The organism is Marinomonas rhizomae, from assembly GCF_003315485.1.
GTDB lineage: Bacteria > Pseudomonadota > Gammaproteobacteria > Pseudomonadales > Marinomonadaceae > Marinomonas > Marinomonas rhizomae.
On sequence record NZ_QNSE01000001.1, the window covers coordinates 302,892 to 325,812 of the forward strand.

General features: G+C 41.3%; 19 protein-coding genes. 11 read left to right on the forward strand and 8 right to left on the reverse strand.

Annotated elements, in window-relative coordinates; all coding sequences use genetic code 11:
• Positions 1 to 21 precede the first annotated feature (21 nt).
• On the forward strand, positions 22 to 1,887 hold the full coding sequence (locus tag DFP80_RS01395; protein WP_113915022.1) for an AMP-binding protein: 1,866 nt from the start codon (positions 22 to 24) through the stop codon (positions 1,885 to 1,887).
• Between the two features lie 90 nt (positions 1,888 to 1,977).
• Here DFP80_RS01395 and DFP80_RS01400 read toward each other — a convergent pair whose 3' ends face one another.
• From DFP80_RS01400 to DFP80_RS01410, 3 genes are all read right to left on the reverse strand, one after another.
• Positions 1,978 to 3,570, reverse strand: coding sequence for an ABC transporter ATP-binding protein (locus DFP80_RS01400; protein ID WP_113915023.1), 1,593 nt, complete (start codon positions 3,568 to 3,570; stop codon positions 1,978 to 1,980).
• Complete coding sequence (locus tag DFP80_RS01405; RefSeq protein WP_113915024.1) at positions 3,567 to 5,177, reverse strand: ATP-binding cassette domain-containing protein; 1,611 nt, start codon at positions 5,175 to 5,177, stop codon at positions 3,567 to 3,569. Before DFP80_RS01405 ends, DFP80_RS01400 begins: the two co-directional genes overlap by 4 nt.
• A 63-nt stretch (positions 5,178 to 5,240) precedes the next feature.
• Positions 5,241 to 6,389 (reverse strand): histidine decarboxylase, encoded by a 1,149-nt coding sequence (locus DFP80_RS01410; RefSeq protein ID WP_113915025.1) that lies wholly within the window; start codon positions 6,387 to 6,389, stop codon positions 5,241 to 5,243.
• Between the two features lie 419 nt (positions 6,390 to 6,808).
• On the opposite strand from DFP80_RS01410, the gene DFP80_RS01415 reads away from it, so the two are divergent.
• Positions 6,809 to 8,983, forward strand: coding sequence for a condensation domain-containing protein (locus DFP80_RS01415; protein WP_113915131.1), 2,175 nt, complete (start codon positions 6,809 to 6,811; stop codon positions 8,981 to 8,983).
• A 130-nt stretch (positions 8,984 to 9,113) separates the two neighbouring features.
• Here the strand turns inward: DFP80_RS01415 and DFP80_RS01420 are convergent, their stop codons facing one another.
• Positions 9,114 to 10,595 carry a glycosyl hydrolase family 79 N-terminal domain-containing protein gene (locus DFP80_RS01420; protein WP_241560176.1) on the reverse strand — a complete coding sequence of 494 codons (1,482 nt, stop codon included), beginning with the start codon at positions 10,593 to 10,595 and terminating at the stop codon, positions 9,114 to 9,116.
• A 100-nt stretch (positions 10,596 to 10,695) separates the two neighbouring features.
• Here DFP80_RS01420 and DFP80_RS01425 point away from each other — a divergent pair, with 100 nt between their 5' ends.
• Positions 10,696 to 11,244: a lipocalin family protein gene (locus tag DFP80_RS01425; protein WP_113915027.1), complete on the forward strand. Its 549-nt coding sequence runs from the start codon at positions 10,696 to 10,698 to the stop codon at positions 11,242 to 11,244.
• Between the two features lie 24 nt (positions 11,245 to 11,268).
• On the opposite strand, the gene DFP80_RS01430 is transcribed toward DFP80_RS01425, so the two are convergent.
• Entirely contained in the window at positions 11,269 to 11,817 is a 549-nt protein-coding gene (locus DFP80_RS01430) for a hypothetical protein (RefSeq protein ID WP_113915028.1), read from the reverse strand.
• 81 nt (positions 11,818 to 11,898) lie between these two features.
• On the opposite strand from DFP80_RS01430, the gene DFP80_RS01435 reads away from it, so the two are divergent.
• From DFP80_RS01435 to DFP80_RS01470, 8 genes are all read left to right on the forward strand, one after another.
• On the forward strand, positions 11,899 to 13,131 hold the full coding sequence (locus DFP80_RS01435; RefSeq protein WP_113915029.1) for a pepsin-like aspartic protease: 1,233 nt from the start codon (positions 11,899 to 11,901) through the stop codon (positions 13,129 to 13,131).
• A gap of 12 nt (positions 13,132 to 13,143) precedes the next feature.
• Positions 13,144 to 13,929, forward strand: coding sequence for an avidin/streptavidin family protein (locus DFP80_RS01440; protein ID WP_113915030.1), 786 nt, complete (start codon positions 13,144 to 13,146; stop codon positions 13,927 to 13,929).
• Positions 13,930 to 13,948: 19 nt separating this feature from the next.
• Positions 13,949 to 16,366: an ATP-binding protein gene (locus DFP80_RS01445; RefSeq protein ID WP_113915031.1), complete on the forward strand. Its 2,418-nt coding sequence runs from the start codon at positions 13,949 to 13,951 to the stop codon at positions 16,364 to 16,366.
• A complete protein-coding gene (locus tag DFP80_RS01450) occupies positions 16,363 to 17,289 on the forward strand; it encodes a GGDEF domain-containing response regulator (RefSeq protein WP_113915032.1) in 927 nt (308 codons plus the stop codon). The genes DFP80_RS01445 and DFP80_RS01450 overlap by 4 nt, the downstream gene beginning before the upstream one ends.
• A 43-nt stretch (positions 17,290 to 17,332) precedes the next feature.
• Complete coding sequence (locus DFP80_RS01455; protein ID WP_113915033.1) at positions 17,333 to 18,661, forward strand: DUF3422 family protein; 1,329 nt, start codon at positions 17,333 to 17,335, stop codon at positions 18,659 to 18,661.
• Between the two features lie 240 nt (positions 18,662 to 18,901).
• Complete coding sequence (locus tag DFP80_RS01460) at positions 18,902 to 19,111, forward strand: cold-shock protein (protein ID WP_113915034.1); 210 nt, start codon at positions 18,902 to 18,904, stop codon at positions 19,109 to 19,111.
• A gap of 230 nt (positions 19,112 to 19,341) precedes the next feature.
• A complete protein-coding gene (msrB, locus tag DFP80_RS01465; protein WP_113915035.1) occupies positions 19,342 to 19,815 on the forward strand; it encodes a peptide-methionine (R)-S-oxide reductase MsrB in 474 nt (157 codons plus the stop codon).
• A gap of 107 nt (positions 19,816 to 19,922) precedes the next feature.
• The gene (locus DFP80_RS01470; protein ID WP_113915036.1) at positions 19,923 to 20,495 is read left to right on the forward strand and encodes a fasciclin domain-containing protein; all 573 of its coding nucleotides are present in this window, start codon (positions 19,923 to 19,925) and stop codon (positions 20,493 to 20,495) included.
• Positions 20,496 to 20,584: 89 nt separating this feature from the next.
• Here the strand turns inward: DFP80_RS01470 and map are convergent, their stop codons facing one another.
• From map to DFP80_RS01485, 3 genes are all read right to left on the reverse strand, one after another.
• Positions 20,585 to 21,358 (reverse strand): type I methionyl aminopeptidase, encoded by a 774-nt coding sequence (gene map, locus DFP80_RS01475; protein WP_113915037.1) that lies wholly within the window; start codon positions 21,356 to 21,358, stop codon positions 20,585 to 20,587.
• 1 nt (position 21,359) lies between these two features.
• Positions 21,360 to 21,566: a ParD-like family protein gene (locus DFP80_RS01480; protein WP_113915038.1), complete on the reverse strand. Its 207-nt coding sequence runs from the start codon at positions 21,564 to 21,566 to the stop codon at positions 21,360 to 21,362.
• 126 nt (positions 21,567 to 21,692) lie between these two features.
• Positions 21,693 to 22,913: a M24 family metallopeptidase gene (locus DFP80_RS01485; protein WP_113915039.1), complete on the reverse strand. Its 1,221-nt coding sequence runs from the start codon at positions 22,911 to 22,913 to the stop codon at positions 21,693 to 21,695.
• Positions 22,914 to 22,921 lie beyond the last annotated feature (8 nt).

Here is a 22,921-nt window from a genome sequence, read left to right on the forward strand (position 1 = left end):
AATATATTTGGAGTCAAGGATATGAGAGAGGCAGGGCAAGAGATTGCAGGATGCAAGTATAATAAAGATGACCTAATAAAGGACTTTCTTTATCAAATTAGGAGTAACTTATTCATAGACTGCCCTAATAAAAATGCGCTGGTGTTTGATAAAAAAAATATTAGTTATCAATGTGTTGGTAATAATGTAGCAAAAATCATAGCGGCGTTTAGGCAAGAAGGTTTGGGGCCTGGTTCTGTTGTAGCAATTTGTTTGCGAAAGGGGCCTGAATATGTTTATAGCGTATTGGCGTGTGCGCTGACAGGTGTCATTTGGCTTCCCATAGACTCAGATTCACCGCCAATAAGACAGAGCTATTTATTGTCTAATAGTCATGTAGATAAAACTTTGAGTGATGGGTTTGGGTCGCTAGAATCCCCCCTAAATATTTATAACATTCTTGAAGAGTGCGGTGACTTAGAAATTGGTGAGGATTGTTTCAAGTATACGCTTGATAGTTCACCTGCTTATTACCTGTATACCTCGGGAAGTACTGGGACGCCTAAGTGTGTAGTGCTGAATAATAAAGCCACAGCTAATGTCTTATTACAAACCATAGAGCGTTGGAATATTAGTGCTGGCGACTCTTTCATGGCAATTACTCCTTTTCATCATGACATGTCTGTTTTTGACATTTTTGCTGCTATGTCTGTTGGGGCTACGCTTGTGATACCAACTTATGAGCAGCAGAAGAATGCTTTAGATTGGGCTAAGTTAGTGGCTGACAATGCCATTACTGTCTGGGTGAGTGTGCCGGCTATTGTTGATATGTTATTTATGGTGGGAAAAACAGAGCAATTGACATCTTTGCGTTTAATCGCACAAGGAGGGGATTATATTAAGCCCTCGCTAATAGCTCGACTTAAGAGGCTGTTGCCTGATGCAGACTTATTCTCGCTAGGAGGGCCTACAGAAACAACCATTTGGAGTATTTGGCACGAGATTAGCGACCGTGATCAAGATGTTATTCCATATGGTCAGCCGTTGGAAAATAATCAATATTATATTCTAAATGAGCAGCATCAGGCATGTGCGGTTGGTGAAGTTGGCAGAATGTATATGTCAGGGACTAACCTATCGAATGGTTACTTACTGGATGGAAAAATCATACAAAAAGATTTTATTCAGATTCAGACCGCAGCGAATGAGGTGGAAAAAGCTTTTCAGATGAGTGATTTGGGATACTTTAGAGAAGATCAGGTCATTATATTTACCGGACGAGAAGAGGGATATTTAAAAGTTAAGGGTGTCAGAATTTCGGCAGCTGAGGTTGAGAATGTTCTGTCTCAGCATCCGCTAGTCCATGATGTAGTCGTAGTTTGTTGTACGCATCTTGAGGCTGATGTGACAGAGCTGGTTGCTATTTATACGCAGGGTGCTAAAGAGCAGGTTAAGCCGTTAAGTATTACTGAATTAAGATGTTACTTGCAGCGTTATTTACCAAGCTCGCATATTCCCTCTAGGTACTTGTTGATTGAGGCGCTACCGTTAACAGTAAATGGTAAAGTCGACCGTAAAGTCCTATTAAATATGGCTCAAAAGCAGCTTTATAGTCGGTTGGTCACCTGCTCTCCTAAATTGTCGGAAGATGCCGGTGAGACTGAGGGAAGGCATATTCAGAGGTTAGTTTTTGAGGCTTTTGAGCATGTAGCTGTAGACGATGAAATGCAGATGGCTACAGTGAGTACTCAGCTATCCTCACTTCATTTACGACCAAAAAAATTAATGATTGTTGTTAAATATTTAGCGAAGCACGGCGGAGTAGAATTAGATTTTTATGCATTAGCTAGATGTCGAACTATGGGAGATGTAATTAGCCTTATGCAGCAGTCCTTAAGTGCTGCCTAGGCTCCAAAGTGAGGACTTTGTTAAATGAAAAAAGCAGAGAGATTAAGTTCTCCCTGCTTTTTTGCTAGGGCTAGCGTTAGCTATCACAACTTAGCTGTTTGATAAGTCTATTGTCTGGCTTGGGTGCCAAGGTGTGGCGTCCCTATGTGTGACAAAAATAACTGTTGAAGCAAGATAGTTAAGGGTTGTAATAATATCTTGCTCAGTTTTTTCGTCTAAGGCTGATGTAGCCTCATCTAAGATTAAAATGGGTGCCTTTTTCATTAGTGCTCGAGCGATAGTGACTCGTTGGCGCTCACCACCGGATAAAGCGTTACCTTGCTGGCCGACTGATTGATGTATGCCTTCAGGAGATCGATCAATGATAGTGTCCAGTGCCGCTTGTCTCGCCGCTGCCTCTATGTCTTGATCGCTGGCCTCTGGGTCGCCTATGCGTATGTTGTCTGCGAGAGATCCTGTAAAGATGATTGGGTCCTGAGGGACATAGGCAATCAGGGATGCAAGTGTCTCATAGGGCATGTCACTGAGTTTAACGTCGCCAATCGAAATTACCCCGACTTCGGGGTCATCAAAGCGCATCAATAACTCTAGTAATGTGCTCTTTCCGCTTCCGCTAGGGCCTGAAATATTAACTCTGCTACCGGCCGGTATAGTTGCTTTAATATTTTCTAATACGGGTGTTTGGCTGACTTGATTAATGAAAATGTCATACTCTGTTGGTGCTGCTTTAGGTTGAGTGGGTTCGGCTAACTGTGGTGTATTTGTTACTTGCTGGAAATTGTCTAAAGACGCTTTTATATCATTAATCCCAAGACCTGCCGTTGCCAATTCACTTAGTGGTGCAGCCGCGCGACCGGTTAATACCAGTACCGCCAGTAGCGTGGGAATGTGGTCGCTTTCTGATAGGATCATAAATACAGCGATCCCTGTCATGGGTAAGACACTTGCAAGCGTTGAGATGAAAATAGCTAAAGCGGAGGCTAAATTGGTTTTTGTCAGTGCTTGCTCTTGCGTTTCCCAGCGCTGTTCAAGACGTTCTATTGCTCGCACCGGGCCAGCGGCGGTGCGTAAGAGTTCGATGTGGTCAACGAATTCAAGGGTGGCGGCAGAGGTATTGCTTTGGGCGGTATGACGTTGAGCGTCAGCCCGTTTCAGTGCTCGTTGTGATAGAAATTGTACCACCAAAGATATGGCTAGTAACACACAGGCTATTAGGGCAACATTTAGTCCAGCGACTGCGCCTATGCCAATGACTAAGCACAGCGGTAGGCAAGGTGCGTGGAGAAAACTTTGCAGCTGATGGGCCGGGATGCTCATAAATCCAGGGATACCTTGACCGGCCATGCTGGCTATTTTTGAGCGATGATCATTAGTAAACCATGACAGTTTCGTTTGCGCTAAAGCATGGCCTAATGCTGTGTATAAATCCCCCGCGAGTCGCACACCTGTTAGGTATCCCGATCGATTAACTAAAACCGTGGCTAAAATGGCTAGACTGGCGCTGGTTAAAACCCATAGAGGGGGCCAATGATTGGCAATTCCAAGTGCGAGTACGGTATAGGCAAAGGCTTCTAATCCAGCCACAAGAATCCAACCTAAACTAACATTGAGCAAGCGATGGCGGGCGGAAGCGGGTAGGGCTAAGAGTGGCGAATTGTTTACATGATCCATGTTGTGTTTCATAACCGATCCTCCGTTGTAGTCGGTCGTGTTAATTTTAGCTGTGTTGCGGCATTTGAGGCTAAGGTTTTATCATGGGTCACCATGACGATGGTTTTTTCCTGCTCACGAGCTAAGCGCTCTAATTCGGTGATTAATCGTGTTGTCTTCTCTGCATCTAAAGCGCTGGTGGGTTCATCGAGCAGTATAACGCTAGCGCTGGACAAGAATGCCCTTGCGATGCTTAGGCGTTGACGTTCACCACCAGAGAGTGTCTTAGCTTGAGCATCTAGATCAACGTTTAATTGAGCAGATAGAAGAGCAGTTGTAAGCTGTGCTGTACTGGCTTCTGGAGCGATTAGATGTAGATTTTCCGCTACAGTCGCAGATAGCACATCTCCGCCTTGAGGTATGAGTAGTACCGATTGATAGCGTGTTAGTTCGCTTAGCTGGGTGATGTCCGTTTGCGCTAAAAGCACTTGCCCAGCTTGCAATCGTTCCAATCCTGCTAAAGTTCGAAGCACAGTTGTTTTTCCTATGCCACTTGGTCCCGTTATGGCATGTAATGCGCTAGGCTGGAATGTATAATTCAATTCATTCAGCAGTTGCGCACCGTCGATGGCAATATGGGCGTTGTTAAGTGCTAGAGTGGGTGTATCTTGTTGTCGCGTGATTGTCCCAGTAGGTAATGTGGGCTGCTGTAACAATGTGATAATCCTCCCCAGTGCGGCTCGCCCAGTACTTACATAATCAAGACCATGACCGAGTCGTAGAGCTGGTGTTACAATAGCAAGACTAAAAAATAAGGTGGCAGCGAGTGTTGTTGTGCTGGTGTCATAAGCAACCAGATAAGCAATGGCAAAGGTTGCTACAGCTTGCAGTAAAGCAACGGCCATGCCAGCTAAAGTAGCTACTTTGCCAACCCACATAACCATGCTGCTGGTAAAGCGTTGAGTGGAGTCATCATAAGCTGCTAGCGCACCGGATTGTCGACCATATATCCTATTGACTCGAATGCCGCGAGCGTAATCATCGACTGCGGATATGACTTCTCCCATGACTTTCATGCGTGCCTCGCCATCCCGTGCATTGATGCGCGGCACAATGATTAAATAGTACAAAGAAGCGAAAATACCGGGCAATAATACCCACAAGGCTGAAAGGCCGACCATATTGACTAATAGCAAGATGGAGGTGATGGGTAAGACGACAAAGTTTGTGATTTCTGATGGGAGATGAGCCACCATGTGATGTAGTTTTTCGATGTCGCTGGAGACTAGGCTTCGTAAGCTCTGATCGCTTTGTTGTGCGAGGGTGGTTGCAGGTAGTCGCACTAAATGATTGGCGACTTTACGTCGTAACCTAGCAGAAAAAGCGGCCTCGCCATCGTGAGCTAGCCACGAAGCGGACGCTGAGAATGTTGCGCCTAATATCCAGAATAGGACGGCTGAAAGTACCCAGCTGGACGAAAGGTCATCAAGTAATTGAATTAGGCACCACAGCGCGGCAAGCATGGCTAAGCCAGACAGTGATGAGCAGAGTGCTCCTGCAGTAAGTTTGGGGAGTGCTGGTCGTAAAGCGTTGGCAGTATCGTGGTTTGTTACAAGGCTGCGTAAAGTGGGCCTATTCATATGGCGAACCTCCATTGTCCATAATTTAAACTGTTCATGTAATTTCCAATTTTTATGTTGTGATTAATAGGTCGATAATTCGAGAAGTTCTTTCTGGTCTATGATGACGGCCTCGATAAGTTCATCAATTTTCTGAGTGGTTTTGTGATGGGGCATTGTTATTAAATGCGCCAAGGACCCAGATACTGCTAAGTGGTAACGTCTCCAAACTTCTTCTGATGGGCGGGGGAAAACGACTGTAATTGAATTAGGGTTCCGCCAAGCGCTAATTCCAGCCCTCTGGAGTTTGTCTACAGCGTATTGCGCCATTTTTAAACAGGTCTGTATACGCTGTTGCCACTCGCTATGTGAATATGAGTGAATTGCGCACCACATCATTAATACTGAGTGAGCGTTGCGTGAACCACTAATCGTTTGGTCTCTGGCTGAAATATAGTCCACATCGACAGAAATACGATCGACATTTTCACATCTAGCAACAACGATCCCGCAAGGAATAGGGCTTCCTATCATTTTGTGGCCTGACACGCTGATAGAATCAATACCATCAGCAAAGGTGAAGGGTTGAGGAGTATCGACAAAGGGGAGAATCATGCCACTTAATGCTGCATCAGCATGTAAGTAGTAATTGTGCCGCTTGATATTCATCTGCCTGAGGCGTAATTGAATATCAGATATATTATCTACTGCTCCAGACATGGTTGTGCCGACATTAGCAAATATAATTGGCTGCTTATCTTTGTTGGATATAATTTTTAGTATCAAGTCGTCAGTATTGATTTCACCGTTATCCAAAGAATCGACGATGCAAGATTTCATGCGAAGTAATTTAGCTATTTTAGTGACTGAATAGTGCGTTTCTTTGGAGTAATACAGAGTCGAGTTTGGGAAGAGTTCTCTTGCTAGGTAGCAGCCAAACATGTTGCCTTCAGTGCCGCCATTCGTTACATAGCCCCAGCTATCTTGAAAGGGAATCTTAAATAAATTGGAAAAATAATGCATGACGTCTTCTTCAAACTCAAAAGAGTTTAAGGCGTAATTGCTCAATTCTCGCCAGTCGCCGCAATTATTCAAAGAAAAATTAAAAAAACGATATAAAGAAGAGTAGTCAAAATCTGCAGACTCTGGATAGCCAATATTAAAATGCTGGTGCTGTAAGCAATAGCTCCAAAAGGAATTTAGACGTTCTTTATTTGCAATAGATAGGTTCATAATCAGCTCCATTTATTTGATTGGCAATACTTGGCCTATGAAAACCTGTAGTTACTAGATTTGCTGTCCGTTAAGTCCTTAACTTTTTGTAGTATAAGATTTTTAATTCATTTTGGCTTTAATGAAGACTTTCGTAAACAGCTCGATACTTGACAACAGATTTTATGGTATCGATAATGAGAATGATAATCAACAGTGTGTATTGTAAGGTTTTTCTATTCCATTAACTGCAGTAAGTTGATTGAGGGGAAATCAAGGGCTAAAACGTTTCAGCACTTTGGTAAGCACTTTTAGTTGATTTGGCAAACCGTAAAAAGAAGGGTGGGAGAGGCTGTGCAAGCGGTTATTTGATGGCGCTCGTAAAAACGAAAGTTGCTGTCGTTTTATTTATTTTTATTAGGTTTCGAACAGGGAGTACTATGTTTACACAGGTTTCTAATTTCAGCGATACAGGTATGTTTCAGGTTAGTGATTACGAAGAAAACATTTGGATGTTACAGTTACAGCAACCTGAACAAGTTCCTAGAAATATTCATGCTTGGAAGTTAAATAGTCATGCCGATCTTGTATTGCTGAGACAAGCCATACTAGATGTGATCAAAGAGAACCCAAATTTAAATGCCAGATACAGCTTTAGTGATGACGGAGAGGTCGTTAAATATCACTCACAAGACTACGGCGCGTGCCTTACTGACGTTACGCTGCAAGGCGATGTCTTTAGCTACCTAGAAGCGCGTCAAGGTTTAGCTTGGGACGCTGCCAATACTCCTCCTTTTAGTGCCGTTGTGGTGCATGCCCAGCCAGAGGATATTCTTGTTGTAGATATTCACCCTATGCTTGATCAAAGTTATAAATTTGAAGAGTTAATAGCTTGTATACAGCATAATTACCAGCAACTCTCATTATCTGGACCTGCTCTCTTATTAACTCCCCTTGACTCGTGTTCAATTCAGCGACGAAATAATGCTAAGCAGATAATCGAACCCAGTAAGTCACAGCTTACTAAAGGGCAGGTAGCGAACATTATTCTTAATGAATTTCGTGTAGCGCTAGTTGAACCAGATATGACGCTAGAAGATGATTTTTTTGATCATGGAGGGCATTCGTTATTGGCCACTCGTGTTATTGGTAAGCTTTTGCAGTCTCATGGTATTGAGGTTAACTTTAATGACTTTTTTAAATCCTCTACAGCGCTAACGCTCGCCGAACGGGCAATCACTAATGGGCAAGCGTATCAACAAGATGCTTCTGAAAGCCCGTCGAAAGAATGCACAGCGCCGCTTACCCTAGCACAAAATTTTTTGTGGCAAGCTTATTCTGCTTACGATTTTAGTCCGATTTATAATTTACCATTTGTTATATCGTTTGAGGACAGGGTTGATGAAGCGGTATTATCTAGGGCGTTTAACGATGTTTTAGTACGTCATGCTAGCTTGCGAACAATGTTTAATTCGCAAAATGGGCAGGTCACTCAGCATATCATTCCCACTTCAGAATTAGATCAATATAAATGGTTTTGGAGAAGTGATGAAAGTAAAGGTATTACGCCTTCTGATGAGGCCAGCTATCAGTTTGATTTGACTTGTGAGCTTCCGTTAAGAGTGCGTTGTATACATGATTCTGTAAGCGAACCGCAAATTCTATCTTTGTTAGTTCATCATATGGTGATTGATGAATGGTCTTTGAATACGATGATGGCTGATTTATCTTACGCGTATATGGCTCGTGCAAATACCCATGAACCGATTTGGGAGCAGCCTGCGCGTACTATTAATGATTTTGCTTTACTGCAATCAAAGCAAGGATTAAATCGACAACATGTTGATTACTGGGTTCATAGATTGCATGGAGCCACAAAAGGCTTAAGTTTTTCTGAGTCGAACTATCAAGCTGATGTGACGGGAGATATGTCTACTAAAGCCCAATGGACGGAGCTCGATCTTGGTAAAGATGCATTTCAAAAATTGTCTACTTTTGCTAGACAGCATGAATCGTCTCTTTTTAGTGTTTTGTATACAGCGATTGCATTATCCCTGCATATAGAAGGAAAGTTGGAAGAAGTTGTAATAGGAACTTCTGCATCAGGTAGAACAGATCCTGACTTTTTTGATACGGTCGGTTACTTCACTACTATGGTTGCCCATCGTGTGCAGTTTGATCATCACGAGCTTATCAATGGGCTACTTGCAAGTATTACTGAGCAGATAAATGAGTCGATGAGTTATGCAGATATTCCGATAAATTTGATTCAGCAAGAATTGGGTATGCCAATTGATGATGGGCTGCTGTTTGATGTTTATATACATATACATTCGAATAATGCGCTAAATGGTTCATTACAATCGCCGACAGGAGATATCTTTTATCAGCAAGTTCCTCCAGAGAAGAAGGATTCCATGTTTGGTTTACATTTTGAAGTCATGGATGATGTTTTAGCTGGTGGACTGCATGCTTTACGTATCGTCACTACATTCCAAGAAGCTCGTTTTTCTAAGGTTCAAGTCGACAGTATTCTGAAAAAAGTGAGTGAAATATTAACAATGTTTTGTTCTGCTACTGACTGCAGTAAACCAATCGATCAAATTCAATTGTAACACCTTAGTATGTCTATTTAGTTGTCTAGGAGGTTCTAGTAATTCATTTTTAATAGCTTCTCATTACTGAAATACGATAGATAGTGGGAGGCTTATTTTTTGGACTATTTTAGGGGGGGATTAGATACTTTCATACCTTAAAACACCAAAAATTAATGCTATAAGGGCTGACAATATTGAGTTTAGAAAGCTTGGGAAAGTCACTGAGTTTAACTTTGCCATTTTTAAATTTGGGTTTGAGGCCGTTGATACGGATTTTTTTGGAGGTTAAGGAGTCCGCGGTAATTTCAAAGCGTTTCTTTTTCGATCCAAAGCCGTTGCAATGAAGGATTTTGGGGCTGGCTGACATATTGATAATAAGCAGAGTACATTTTCCTTCTTGTTTCGCGCTATGGCAATAAATCTGTACATAGGGGTCGTTGCTTTGCACGTCAAAAACGTACTTTCCCATTAGCTTTTTCCATAGCCAACTCACCCAATAATCTGGGTTGGGTTTCAGTGTTTGTTGATTAATAAGGGCATAATCTCCGCCGATTAAGCTTTGTCTTATCATCACTTTTTGACCAATTTTCGCACCTCGACCGAGTTGATCTGCCCACCAAAAGCATGACACAAAGCGGTCAGAGAGTCGGGCTTGTCCGCCGCATTGCGCTGATCCAGTCTCTCCTGTCCAAAGTTGAGCGTTGGGCTGATATAGGTCGCGAAACTTTTTTAGTTGCTTTGAATATTTTTCGTAATCCATCAGAGAGCTTGGCGAAAGGATATTTTTGATCGTTGCCGCGCGGGTTTTTATTGGTGAGCGGCTGCTTTGAAATGGGTAATAATGCCAATCAACAATATCGAGAGGCTCTTCTAAACAGTTTAAAAATGACGCTGAAATATTGCTCAGTGGTTTGACGGCTTCGCCGATTTTGGGCCAAAAAGCACTGCCAGGTCCTGCAATTTTGCTTTTGGGGCTGTATTGACGAACACAGCGAATGAAAGTGTCATAATCTTTGGCTAAGTTTTTCGCGCTGGGTTGAGAGGTTAAACCATGAAAGGCCCAGTAGGCGTTGAGTTCATTGCCCAGTTCACAAATATCGATAATTTGGCTATGAGCTTGGCAATACTCCAACAAGCTTTTAACGTCAGTTGCTTGCCACGCGCCTTGTTGGCGTCGATCAAATAGGCCGTATTTCATGGTGAACATAAGAGCTAATTGATTACGCTGACAAAATTCATGAAGCTGATGCCACATGTTTTGAGTGATAAGAAGAGCATCAGAATGGCCACTAGTCGGTGCGTTAGTGCACGTAAAGTAGCGGACGTTATCAGCTTCTGATCCCCCGACGCGAACATAAGCGGGGCCAAGTGCTTGAACTAACAAGTCGAGTTGTTCTTGTTGTAAATTCAGGGGTTTAACTCGCTCTGTACCAAGTCCTCGCTGTGTTCCTTTGCTGCCTTCCCACCAGAAACCACCAGCGAGTACTGAAATATCAATCGAGAAAGATAAATATTTAGGGTCTATGGTTGTAACAGGTGTCGTGCTGTTAAGATTAACGACAAGCGATTTATTTTGGCGAATGTTGTGTCGTCTTTGATTCCATGGACGTATTAGTCTAGTGCTAAACAAGAGGCATCTTCCCTCACAATAGTTTTTACTAGACTGCAATAAAAGTGTGACATTTGTATGATGCTTTGAATGCATTGGTTTTTTTATAAAGGACACTAAAATGAAAATAACGAATGGGATAAAGGCGATTTTTCTTGCAGGCTGCGCTTTATTAATGGGTTGTACCAGTGCCCCTAAAAATATTGATCCTGTGACCGAGTTCCAAGTTAAGCGTTATTTGGGGACTTGGTATGAAATCGTCCGCCAAGATCATGCTTTTGAAGAAGGTTTGTCAGAGGTGACGGCGACTTACTCTATGCGTGACGATGGCGGTGTGGCTGTGGTGAATCGTGGTTATTCTGCAGAAGATAAAAAATGGCGGGAAGCCGAAGGCCGTGCTTATTTTGTAAACTCTTCAGATGTCGGTCACCTAAAAGTATCGTTTTTCGGACCATTTTATGGTGCTTATGTGATTTTCGAATTGGATAAAAAAGATTACCAATATGCCATGATATCTGGGCCGAGTCGTGATTACTTCTGGTTACTGTCTCGTACACCAAGAATGCCAGAAGAGGTTAAACGTCGATTATTAGCAAAAGCGAAAGCCCTAGGTTTCCCGATGGATAAGCTAGTTAACGTAGTGCAAAGTAGTAAAGTGCCTGCAAGTTAGTTTTTCTTTTCTTTATATAAATGATTAGAACAGGGTGCAAGTTATGGACTCTTTTGCTGTTGGGTTTGAGCAAACCTCAGCGTAAGCCGTTGGATTTCTCACCAACGAGTAGTGTGTATTTGAGTCTCGGCATAAGGCTAGAAAATCGTCATAGTGTTGATTGAAGTTTGCTCTTGTTATTTCGTAATTAATGCTTGCGTCATTATCACCAAAATTGTTATCTATAGCTTCTGTTTTGACTCGCTGAATTAGATAGGTTAACTCGTTGTATCTGCGTCTAACTTGATGGCAATAAGCACTATTAGGTGTAGTGTTGATGCATTCTGTCATTTCTGTTTCTAAATCTGCTAGTTCTGTTTGATAGCGCTCTAAATAGTTTATCGCTTGGCTATTTTTCCTGTGCGTCCTTTCTGACCGAAGCGATAACTCTTCTAATCTAGTCTCAGCTTTCTTTAAGAGCTCTTCCTTTACCAAGCAACTTTTTCCAAAAGCGATTAAGTCGTTGCCATGTACTAAGCTGATAAAAGTACATCCTAATATAAAAATGCTGGATTTAGTGGTCGAAATACTCATAAAGTTATTAACCCTGCTGTTTTTTTTGGCACGTTCATTGTATATGTCGTCAAGTATACACTGTGTTTTTCTGGAGGAAGTATGGATAAGTCGTTATCGGTAAAAAATGAAAAAAAAGGGATTGTTATTTCTCTTGATCGGGGGCCTTATCAGAATAATGGTGCATCACCTTGGTATGCGTATGTTGGACTTGGTACGACTGCACAAGCGTTAAAGTTTTCCTTTGATACTGGCAGCAATTTTATTTGGGTGACTTCTAGTTTATGTGGATCGGATACTTGTCATCATTATGGAGATACAGAGTTTGTTTATGACAAATCAACGAGCTTTTCATGGATAAGTACGAAGCCAATTAATGTCGATTTTGGTCCATGGGGAAGTATGCAGGTACAAACGGGTAAGGATATTTTCACCTTAACGCCAGAGGCACTAGAAAAAATGGAGAATGGCTTAGTGTCTGTGTCTTCGGATGTATATTTAGCACAATCTTATGAAGGTTCTCAGTTCAGGGAGCTTGATTGGGATGGCGGTATTGGTATTCCAAGCACAATGGATTTACCCGATTTCTCTTCCGTTTATCGATCTTACCGAGGTTTGACTCCGGGAAAAGAGCCAGAAACGACGTCATTTCATTTCTTTCAAAGTTTAGTTGATCAAGGGGTGGTCAATGCGAAAGATCCTTATGTCACTTTTCTAACTGATAACGATCGCAAGGTCGGTCAAGCCGCATTTGGGCAGCTGAATCAAGATTACCGAGAGAGTAGGGAGTATTTGTTTTTGCCTTGGGAACCTTATTCCATTGCGTCCGTGGCTTATATTTGGACAAGTCCACTAACTAGTTTTTCTGTGGGTGATGAGCAACTAATCAAAAAAGGTGACTCTTCAGTACCTACTTGTTTCTTCTCCTTAGACTCTGGTTCCTCTCAATTTAAAGGAGACCCGGCGTTAATGGATGACGCTTTTAAACTGACTTCTTTATATGGTAAAGATGTAACGATTGAGCTTGGAGAAACAGATAAAAATGAGACGGGTAAATTAGTTATTCCGTCTTCAATTTACGATGTTTTTATTGAGGAGGGTGAGGGCAAAGGTAAAACTATTTCTCAATTTGCTCCTTTGGATGGAATGAACAATCTCGTTTTAGTCGGTTCCGTGCTCATGGACTATTTATATACTGTATATGAATACAAAATTGTTTCCGATGGTTCTCAACGTTTTATAACACCTGTTGGGATGTGGATTTTTAATAAGCTTGATGGGGTAAAAGTTATTACAACTGAACAAGATTCGGTAGCACGTATTTTTCACTCATAAATAGGAGGGGTTATGTCTCAGAATTTAAATGGTTCTTGGGTGAATAGTTATGGCTCAAAAATGGATCTTCTCGTTGTCGAGGGTGGTGCCATCGTCGGTCAATACTCCTCGACAACAGGTTCTACAGGAATTTATAGCGTTATCGGACAATGTTCACCAAAGACACCACAAGAAGGTAAAGGCCTGGCCGTAGTTTTATCAATTTATTGGCACCCTATAAATGCAGAAACACCTGATGAAAGCTGGCACTGGGTATCCACTTATTGTGGTCAGCTTTTAGGTGCTGGTGAGCTGAGTGTTACTAATTCACTTGTTGCTACATGTGACTTTAATGGCTTTTCGTCGGGGGATTACATTGATAAGTTGGCTTTCCAAAAAGTGTCAAACGTATCTGATACATTCGTATCTTTGGTGCACTTTGAGTCCGAAGGCGTTGTGTTTGATAACCCTATTAATGGTGAATGGGTCGGCGTTAACCCTGAAGTTCAATTAAGCTTAACAGTAACAAATAATCATTATGGTTTGGTGCAAGGTGTTGCTAAGTATCAGGATACGATGATTACCTTGAAAGGGTTTACGGATACAGGGGTTAATGATTTAGGTCGTCAAAGTATTAGTGTTTGTGGATATATGCGCGGTAGGAATGTCCCTGTTTCATTAAGCGGATGGTTAGACATAAGTAACAATTCTTTACAGCTATCTAGGTGGATTGCTAACGCCACAAGCCCTGAAAATGTTTACTATCAGTCTGATGTTGAAAGTTGGCTACTCAGAAAAAGTAACCGCAAGGATTATTAAATTGATGGAGCATAGTAGTATGAATTTGATTAATACATTTGATCAAACCGAACATGATCAAATAATTATTGATTGCTTTTTGAAACTGTGGAGCTACTCTGCAGACCTAATGTTTATTATGTCCGTAGAGTCTAACGGCGAGTTTACTTTGTTTGATAATAATCCCGCATCAAGAGAAATAATGGGGTTATCAAGAGAAGCGAAAATTCATCGCATGAATATTAGGGATACATGGGGCGATGATATTGTAGAGGGTCTTTATAGTTCTTATCGGAAAGCTATCGCGGCACGAGAACCTATTTCAGTTGCCCAATACGCTACTTATGATGGTAAAGATGTCTATGTTGATACTTTGCTTGTGCCTATTTTTGATGCATCGGGTAACCCCATTTTTGTTTGTGGCGTAAGCCGTGATATTACAAAAATAAAAGAAGCTGAAATTGTTGCATTAAAAGCTAATGAAAAGCTGCTTGAGTACAGCGCAGCACTCGAAACGATCAATCAAGACCTGGATCACAAGGTACAAGAGCGAACCAAAGAGTTAGAAAGTGCAAAATGTACGGTAGAAGAAGCATTGGAAGCGAAATCTTCATTTGTTGCCAAGATGAGTCATGAAATACGCACGCCCATTAATGCTGTGATTGGATTAAGCCATTTAAGTTTAAAAACCGCTTTAAGTATTGAACAGAAAGATTACATCAATACTATTTTATCTTCAGGGGAGACCCTACTTAGCCTTGTAAATGATGTACTCGATTTTTCGAAGATCGAGGCAGGTAAAATGAGTATAGAGGCGGTGCCTTTTTCGCCCAGATTAATTGTTCAGCATGCGATCAATATGAACGCAATTAAAGCCGAAGAAAAAAAACTAGCGGTAACGGCTGACATTTCTCCATCACTCCCTCCCATGCTTTTGGGTGACCCACTACGTATACAGCAAGTATTGATTAACCTTGTGACGAATGCTGTTAAATTTACCGAGTGCGGTGGTATATGTGTACGCATGTATACAGATGAAAAAAACGATAAAGATGTTTTGTTGAGATGCGACGTCATTGATACTGGCATAGGTATCTCGAAAACATATATAGATCAACTATTTCAATCTTTTCAGCAAGCTGATGACAGTATTACTCGTCAGTTTGGTGGGACTGGTTTAGGCTTAACTATTTCGCGTCAACTTTGTGAGCTGATGGGGGGGGAGATTTGGGTTCATAGTGAATTAGGGCAAGGTTCTACGTTTAGTTTTACTCTACCTCTTAATATCGCATCGCATGCATCTGTATATACAGAGGACATGTCTAGCAATGAAATGGTTGACCTAGCCACGGTTAATGAAAAGGTGGAAGGGGCTTTTAGTGATAAGTTACTTTATGAGGATGGGGACGTTCCGGACTTTTCGCAATATCATGTCTTATTGGCGGAAGATAACTTAATAAATCAGAAGGTCATTTTAGGCTATTTGGGCGATACCTCTATCAATGTGGATGTGGCTGGTAATGGTGAAGAAGCTATTTATAAACTAAATAGTAAAAAATATGATTTGGTATTGATGGATATTCAAATGCCCATTATGGATGGTCTGGCAGCGGCTAGATACATTAGACGGTCTTCGGTATATGGTAATATTCCTATCATTGCTATGACAGCTCATGTCTCTGATGAGGCAAAAGAGCAGTCTGCACAAGCTGGTATGAATGCACATTTAGATAAACCAATTCAAAAATCAGAGTTATACAAAACATTACAAAAACATTTTGAAGTAAAAGATACTCATAAGTCTATACAAAAGCATGATTTTTTTGCTCCTAGTCATGATTCTTCCTACGATGAACTATTGTTTCAGCTCTCATCAATAGATACATTATCTGTTGATGATGCTATTGAGCATCTGAACGGGAAGAAAAGCTTATATCTTGATATTGCCACGGCTTTTTATAATAAATACAAGGTATTTTCGTTGCATGGATTTTTAGGTGATGATTTGGCGATTGTTCTTCATTCATTGAAATCAAATTCAGCGTATATAGGTGCATTTGAATTGTCATCTTATTGTGCTGAGCTAGAAAGTAATATTAAGGAAGATGTACCAGATTTACATTTGTTAAGTCGTCTTGAAATGATGGTGAGCGATCTTAATGACTCACTTGAAAAGATATTAACGCCTTACTCTTCTCTGCTTGAATATAGTGAAGAAGCTAAGAGTTTTAATGAAAAGGATTTGCTGATTAAGCTGCAAGCTATTGTTCCATTATTAAAAAAATCAGATTTTTTTGTAGAAAACTACTTTAGTTTATTGCGCAAAACGGTCAGGGGAACAAGGTATACATTGGACGTCGAAAATATCATTTTCGATATAAAAAATATTGAGTTTGAGACGGCAACTGTAAAAGCATCTCAACTTATTTTGGCGCTTCGAGGCGATAAAAGACGATGACAGAAGAACAAAGTGTTTTAGTCATTGACGACGAAAAAATCAACCTGAAAATAATCAGTGATATGCTTAACGATGAAGTTGTCGTTATGCTTGCAAAAAGTGGTGAGCAAGGCATTAGAAAAGCCATGGAATATAAGCCAGATTTGATTTTATTGGATGTGGTGATGCCTGAAATGGATGGCTTTGAAACCATGTCCCTTCTTCGTCATGATGTGCGTACAAGTGCTATCCCTGTTATTTTTATTACTGCATTAAATGATTCGAGCCATGAAGAAAAAGCGTTATTAATGGGGGCTAGTGATTACATTCAAAAGCCATTGCATACGAACATTGTTCAGGCTCGTGTACGTCTTCATTTACAGCTTGTAAAACAACGCAAGATGCTAGAGAAGTTGGCCAATATTGACCCTTTAACATCACTTGCCAACCGTCGTAAATACCAAAACGTTATTGAACAAGAATGGCAAAACGCAATCGCCAACCAAGCGAGTCTTTCTTTATTGGTAATTGATATCGACAACTTCAAACAATATAACGATTGCTATGGACACGCCACAGGCGATAAGGTTCTACAGCAAGTGGCCACCGTATTGGCCAAGCAAGTATTAGACAAAGGACTTGTCGCAAGATATGGTGGTGAAGAGTTCGTCATTTTATTGCCTAGTCACTCTCAAGAAGAGTCAATTGAAGTGGCTCGTCGCTGTATGCAAGGTGTTGGATCGTTGAACTTAGCTTACACTCATCAAAACTGTAGCGGCAAAGTAACAGTGAGTGTTGGTGGTGCTACAAAGTCTCCTAGTCCACATTGTCGCAGTGAAGACTTTTTTAATGCGGCTGATGGCATGCTTGGGCTTGCTAAAAAGAGTGGTAAAAATAAAATATTATGGCACTCACCGAGTAACCTACACGCAGTTGTAGAGTGATATTTTCTAAATCACTCTAATAGAAGGTTTGACAGATAACACAATGAATCAGGTTAATAACTCATACGGATTAAAGACGCACCCATTACGAGATGCATTGTATGCAGAGTTGCATTCACGTCCATTTCAGGTTTTGCCCAGTCCAGCTAGAATCAGTTACCTCGCTGTTATTGTTGGGGCAGATCAAAAGCAAGCAGAATTTGAACATTTCTGTTCACTGTACAATCATTTTAACGGTACACCTCCAGAAAATGACAGTGTGTGTTTTGAAGTAGATTTTGGCTCTTTTAAGCTGCGTCGGGATAAGCACCTTGAGTTTATTTCTTACATGATAATCCACACTCAAGTTGATACAGGGTTAGGTGTTTTTGCTCAAAACGCCTTGTCTTATTTGCCGCTTGAGTGGTTGTCAAATATGCCAGGTAATACTATTGCTGCCTTTCATGTAGCCGTTGAGGATGCTCGAACCATTCCTGAACCAGACTTAGCCCTCGTTAAGAGTCATTTTGAAGGAATGCGTTTAGTTGGCAGCCGCCCTCAAAATGGTGATGCTCAGGTCTGGACAACTTTTCAGCTGCACAGCGATGGTTGTGGCCGCTTTCTTATTTACAATAAGCGAATGAGCGATAGTCAATTGGGTCGTATGGTCCAGCGCGTAGTCGAAATAGAAACCTACCGTTTGATGGCCTTATTAGCACTACCCATGGCGCGTAAATACAACGCAGAATTGGTTGCCATGGACGAAGAGTTAGCGCAAACCACGGCTAATTTGTCTGACGCGACAGCAGCACTTGATGAGCAGGCTTTATTGAGTGAACTAATTGATATGGCTGCTTGGGTCGAAGCGACTCGGTCAAAAACCTCATTTCGGTTCAGTGCCACAAGGGCATATCACGAGTTGGTTTTAAAGCGTTTAAATGAGTTAAAAGAAGACGAAGTATCAGGCCATTTAACCATTACCGAATTTATGACTCGTCGATTAACACCAGCAGTACGAACCTGTAATACAGCGGGTAATCATTTAGAAAGCCTTTCTACGCGTATCGACAGGGTATCAGATATGATGCGTACCCAAGTAGAAATGTCGATTCAATCTCAGAACCAACAACTGCTCACCTCTATGGATCGGCGCTCGAAAATTCAACTTGCCATGCAACACACAGTTGAGGGCCTGTCGGTAGCTGCAATCAGTTATTACAGTGTGGGACTGTTGAAGTTCTTGATCGAAGCGGTTTATGACAAAGGTGTCCATTTTGATAAAAGCCTAGTGATAGGTTTGTCGGTGCCTCTTGTGGTTGGTGGTGTGTGGTTAGCGACGCGAAAAATCCATAAGAGGTTTTTGTTGTTAGCTAAAGCAAAAGAAGAGAAATAGTGATGATCCTTTTGTTTCGTTTCTCTGCTCTATCTAATTTCAAATTATAAAGAATAAAGCTATCTATCTAACATATATCTCTATATTATGGCGGCACAAGCTAGAAAGAAGTCTAAAATTATTAACTCTGCAATACGTTGTTTTATTCATAAAATCCTCGTCCTGAAAGTTTTTAAGTACAAGTCTATTTTTTTGCAAAATCGGCCCCTAAAGGGCTATTTAAAACTCAGGTGATTATTTATGTCTAATACAGTGAAAGGAACCGTTAAGTGGTTCAACGAAACGAAAGGTTTTGGTTTTATTGAGCAAGAGTCTGGTCCAGATGTGTTCGCACATTTCAGCGCAATTGTAAGCGATGGCTTCAAAACATTGGCTGAAGGTCAACAAGTAGAATTCGTTGTTACTGCTGGCCAAAAAGGTCCTCAAGCAGAAAATATTACAGTAGTTTAATTCGCTACTCAGAATATTTAAGAAAGGGTAAGTTCTTCGGAACTTACCCTTTTTTTTGCGTTTTAAAAAATCAAACCTTTTTGCAGAAGGACTAGTGCCACCTAGTTGGGCTTCTCATTGCGCTTTTTACCTAGCAAATTGAAACTTTATTTTAGGTTTTTACGTACTTATTGGTATCTATTGCGTTTTGACTATAAAGCAACAGCCTAATTCTAATAAGGAGAAATACTATGAATCGTCGGAATTTTCTCGTAACAACCGCTTGTGTTATTGGTGGTTCTCATTCGTTTAGTACACCTGTTATGGCTATCTCTTCCACCTCTGGTGAAAATTTTGAGGTGGTTCGAAGTAAGAAACAATGGCAAGCAAAGTTAAGTGATTTTGAATACCAAGTAATGAGAGAAGAGAAAACAGAGCGTCCAGGTAGTAGTCCTTTGCTGAATGAAAAGCGAGAGGGCACTTATTTCTGTAAAGGTTGCGATCTTCCTCTATATCCTAGTAATACGAAATATGAAAGTGGCACAGGTTGGCCAATACCTGATGCCGTTGGTACGAAAGAAGATAATGGCTTCTTTATGAAGCGCACAGAAGTTCATTGTCGTCGATGTGGTAGTCACTTGGGGCATATTTTTGATGATGGCCCGCAACCAACAGGATTGCGCCATTGTTTAAATGGGATTTCTTTGGTTTTTAAGCCTGCTTAGAAATTTTTTAAAGTTATTTTGGAAAAGCTTGAAACCTTTTTTAATTCGCAGCGTATTTCTTAATAACCATGGCGAATTGTTATGGAAAAACAAACTGGAGAATAACAATGAAATTACTAAGTCTTGTTTCTGCTGCAACAATTTTAACACTTGCTGGCTGTTCTGCTGGTGGTATGAAAACTACTGATGATAATGCAAATCCAATGGTGGGTGGCGCTCCAATGTATGCGAGCAAAAACATCATTGAAAATGCGGTCAACTCTAAAGACCATACGACATTAGTGGCTGCCGTTAAAGCAGCTGGTTTAGTTGAAACATTACAAGGACCTGGCCCATTTACTGTATTTGCGCCAACCAATGCGGCGTTTGATAAATTACCAGAGGGGGCGGTAGCTGGTTTGTTGAAACCAGAAAACAAAGCCGCTTTAACTAAAGTGTTAGCTTGTCATGTGGTAAAAGCCGATGCCTTGTCTGGCGCGATTAAAACCATGATCGATGATGACATGGGCAAACACCCAGTACCTACCATTGGTGGCTGTACATTAATGGCTACTTATATGGGCGATAAAATCATGCTTGAAGATGAAAATGGTCGTGTTGCTCACGTAACTATTGCTGATGTTAAGCAATCTAACGGTGTGATTCATGTAATCGATACTGTGCTTTTGCCTAAGCAATAAGCGAGTACTAAAAAACAGATCTAGCCCAAAAACCTGTATCTAACTAATAAGGTTGGCAGGCTAAACGAAGAAGTCAGTATCTTACCCCTTTAGATACTGGCTTCTTCGTTTCTTAAGGTCAGTACTTCATAACCCGTTTCTGTGACCAAGATGGTGTGCTCCCATTGCGCCGATAATTTTTTATCAGAAGTTACAACCGTCCAGCCGTCTTTTTTTGTCTTAGTTTTTGATTTTCCTTGGTTGATCATGGGTTCGATGGTGAAAGTCATGCCTGCTGCCAATGTCATGCCTGTTCCCGCTTTTCCGTAATGCAGTACTTGCGGTTCTTCGTGCATTTCTCGACCAATACCATGGCCGCAGTATTCTTTTACAACAGAATAACCTTTACTTTCCGCTAGGGTTTGGATGGCTGCGCCAATATCACCTAAGGTTGCACCAGGCTTTACTTTTTTGATCCCAGCCCACATTGCCTCGTAGGTAGTTTTTACTAAGCGTTTGGCAATAGGGTTGGCGTCACTCATGACATACATTTTGCTGGAATCGGCGATAAAACCATTCTTTTCTAGGGTGATGTCTAAGTTGATGATGTCTTTTGTTTTGAGTTTTTGATTATCACTTGGCACGCCGTGGCAGACTACTTCGTTGATAGAGGAGTTTAGGACAAATTCATAGTCGTATTGTCCTAAGCTTGCTGGTCTTGCGTTCAGTTCATTGCGAATGAAGTCTTCAACTCTATTGTTGATTTCTAAAGTCGACACGCCTTCTTTGACGAAGTCATCGAGCATATGAAATACGCTGGCCAGTAATTTGCCAGACTCACGCATGAAGTCAATTTCTGCGGGTGTTTTAATATGAACTTGCATGCTACTTCACCGCTTTGAGTGGTGTTTCAGCATTTGCACTGGCCAGTTCGTTGGCAATCAACTCGGAAAAGGTGAGGCTGGGGTTGAGCTCGGCTAAGCGTCCCATTTTCATCCAGAATTCGGCTTGTGCATTGATAGAGCGCGACATGACATGGCAGCTTTTGCGGATGTCGTCGTGAAGGTCGTCGGAGATTTTAATAATACCCATGAGATATGATCCATATATAAAATGTATATGGATCATATATTCACGGTTTGATCTTTTCAAGTGCTATTTATAGAATGATCTTTAGCAAAGTAGGTCTTCTGAATAAGTAAAAAAGGTAGTATAGGGTTAGTTCAAAAGTTCATTTGAGTAGCCATAGGATGACATTCTTCTAACTCCGGTTTCTGTAACCAGAACTTGCTCTTCTAGCTTCACACCTTCTTCACCGTACTCACGGCCAATGTATGACTCAACGCATAGTGTCATGCCGGGTTGAATGATGCCGTCATAACCTACTTCATCCCAGTCCATATTGTGGGAAATGATTGGCCATTCTCCTGTCATTCCACAGCCATGCACCACCGCCAGATATCGGTTTTTTTGATATTCTTTTGGAATTCTCCATGCTTTTTGTGAGTACTCTTTAAAACTCATTCCTGGTTTCATTAGCGCAATATTAGTTTCTAGTTCTTCACAAGATAACTGATACAGTGCCTTTTGAGTCGGCGTGGCTTCTTTACCAGGAATGACGAATGTCCGCGAAAAGTCAGTATAGTAGCCAAAAATACCAACTGTATCGGTATCAAAAGCAACCAGTTCACCCGCGTTCATTATTTTATCTGAACACTCTTGGAACCATGGATTAGTGCGGTTACCTGAGGAAAATAATCGAGTTTCTGCATACTCGCCACCTGTAGCGAGGACTTCTTTGTTAAATACGGCCCATGCTTCGTTTTCTGTAATGCCAGGCTTAAGGTAACCCTCCAGAACAGACATGGCTCTCTCTGTTAAGGTAACAGAGCGAGCGATAAGTGTAAGTTCATCTAAGCTTTTGACGGACTTAGCCACTTCAATAGGGCGAGAAGCATCTATCACGTCAAATCCAGCTTTAATAGTATCGGCTAATAATTCTGTTGGTGCTGATTCAATACCAATGCGACCGAAGTTCTGTGTAGATCGGCTAAGAATATCTTTCAACGAGGTAATAAAGCTTTGTACATGGCGATGAGAATGATCTCCGCTGTGAAGTGGCATGATAGGGCTGGCTGGATGAACCTCGTCCAGTGTCACAACACCTTCTGTTAAATGGGCGCATGAGCGATACTCAAAAAGAGCAACTGGGCCTTCTGCAGGTACAATTAAGTATCGAGCTGGGTTGCGTTGAGAATAAACCTGCATGTTGCGAACACCACAAGCATAGCGAATATTAATTGGTTCAAATAACACCACGGCATCGAGTTTAAAGTTAATGATTTGTTCTCTTAGTCGATTCAGCCTGTATATAGCGACACGGTCTTCTAAGTCTTTATCGATTACTTGATTGAAAAAATCAAAAGTTGAATAGTTCATTTTTTAGG

Coding starts and splice junctions, on each gene's coding strand:
- DFP80_RS01410 (WP_113915025.1), bottom strand. CDS start 6,389: ATGAACCTATCTATTGCAAATAAAGAACGTCTAAATTCCTTTTGGAGC.
- DFP80_RS01405 (WP_113915024.1), bottom strand. CDS start 5,177: ATGAATAGGCCCACTTTACGCAGCCTTGTAACAAACCACGATACTGCC.
- DFP80_RS01440 (WP_113915030.1), top strand. CDS start 13,144: ATGTCTCAGAATTTAAATGGTTCTTGGGTGAATAGTTATGGCTCAAAA.
- DFP80_RS01430 (WP_113915028.1), bottom strand. CDS start 11,817: ATGAGTATTTCGACCACTAAATCCAGCATTTTTATATTAGGATGTACT.
- DFP80_RS01400 (WP_113915023.1), bottom strand. CDS start 3,570: ATGAAACACAACATGGATCATGTAAACAATTCGCCACTCTTAGCCCTA.
- DFP80_RS01395 (WP_113915022.1), top strand. CDS start 22: ATGAGAGAGGCAGGGCAAGAGATTGCAGGATGCAAGTATAATAAAGAT.
- DFP80_RS01435 (WP_113915029.1), top strand. CDS start 11,899: ATGGATAAGTCGTTATCGGTAAAAAATGAAAAAAAAGGGATTGTTATT.
- map (WP_113915037.1), bottom strand. CDS start 21,358: ATGCAAGTTCATATTAAAACACCCGCAGAAATTGACTTCATGCGTGAG.
- DFP80_RS01450 (WP_113915032.1), top strand. CDS start 16,363: ATGACAGAAGAACAAAGTGTTTTAGTCATTGACGACGAAAAAATCAAC.
- DFP80_RS01480 (WP_113915038.1), bottom strand. CDS start 21,566: ATGGGTATTATTAAAATCTCCGACGACCTTCACGACGACATCCGCAAA.
- DFP80_RS01445 (WP_113915031.1), top strand. CDS start 13,949: ATGAATTTGATTAATACATTTGATCAAACCGAACATGATCAAATAATT.
- msrB (WP_113915035.1), top strand. CDS start 19,342: ATGAATCGTCGGAATTTTCTCGTAACAACCGCTTGTGTTATTGGTGGT.
- DFP80_RS01485 (WP_113915039.1), bottom strand. CDS start 22,913: ATGAACTATTCAACTTTTGATTTTTTCAATCAAGTAATCGATAAAGAC.
- DFP80_RS01470 (WP_113915036.1), top strand. CDS start 19,923: ATGAAATTACTAAGTCTTGTTTCTGCTGCAACAATTTTAACACTTGCT.
- DFP80_RS01460 (WP_113915034.1), top strand. CDS start 18,902: ATGTCTAATACAGTGAAAGGAACCGTTAAGTGGTTCAACGAAACGAAA.
- DFP80_RS01425 (WP_113915027.1), top strand. CDS start 10,696: ATGAAAATAACGAATGGGATAAAGGCGATTTTTCTTGCAGGCTGCGCT.
- DFP80_RS01455 (WP_113915033.1), top strand. CDS start 17,333: ATGAATCAGGTTAATAACTCATACGGATTAAAGACGCACCCATTACGA.
- DFP80_RS01415 (WP_113915131.1), top strand. CDS start 6,809: ATGTTTACACAGGTTTCTAATTTCAGCGATACAGGTATGTTTCAGGTT.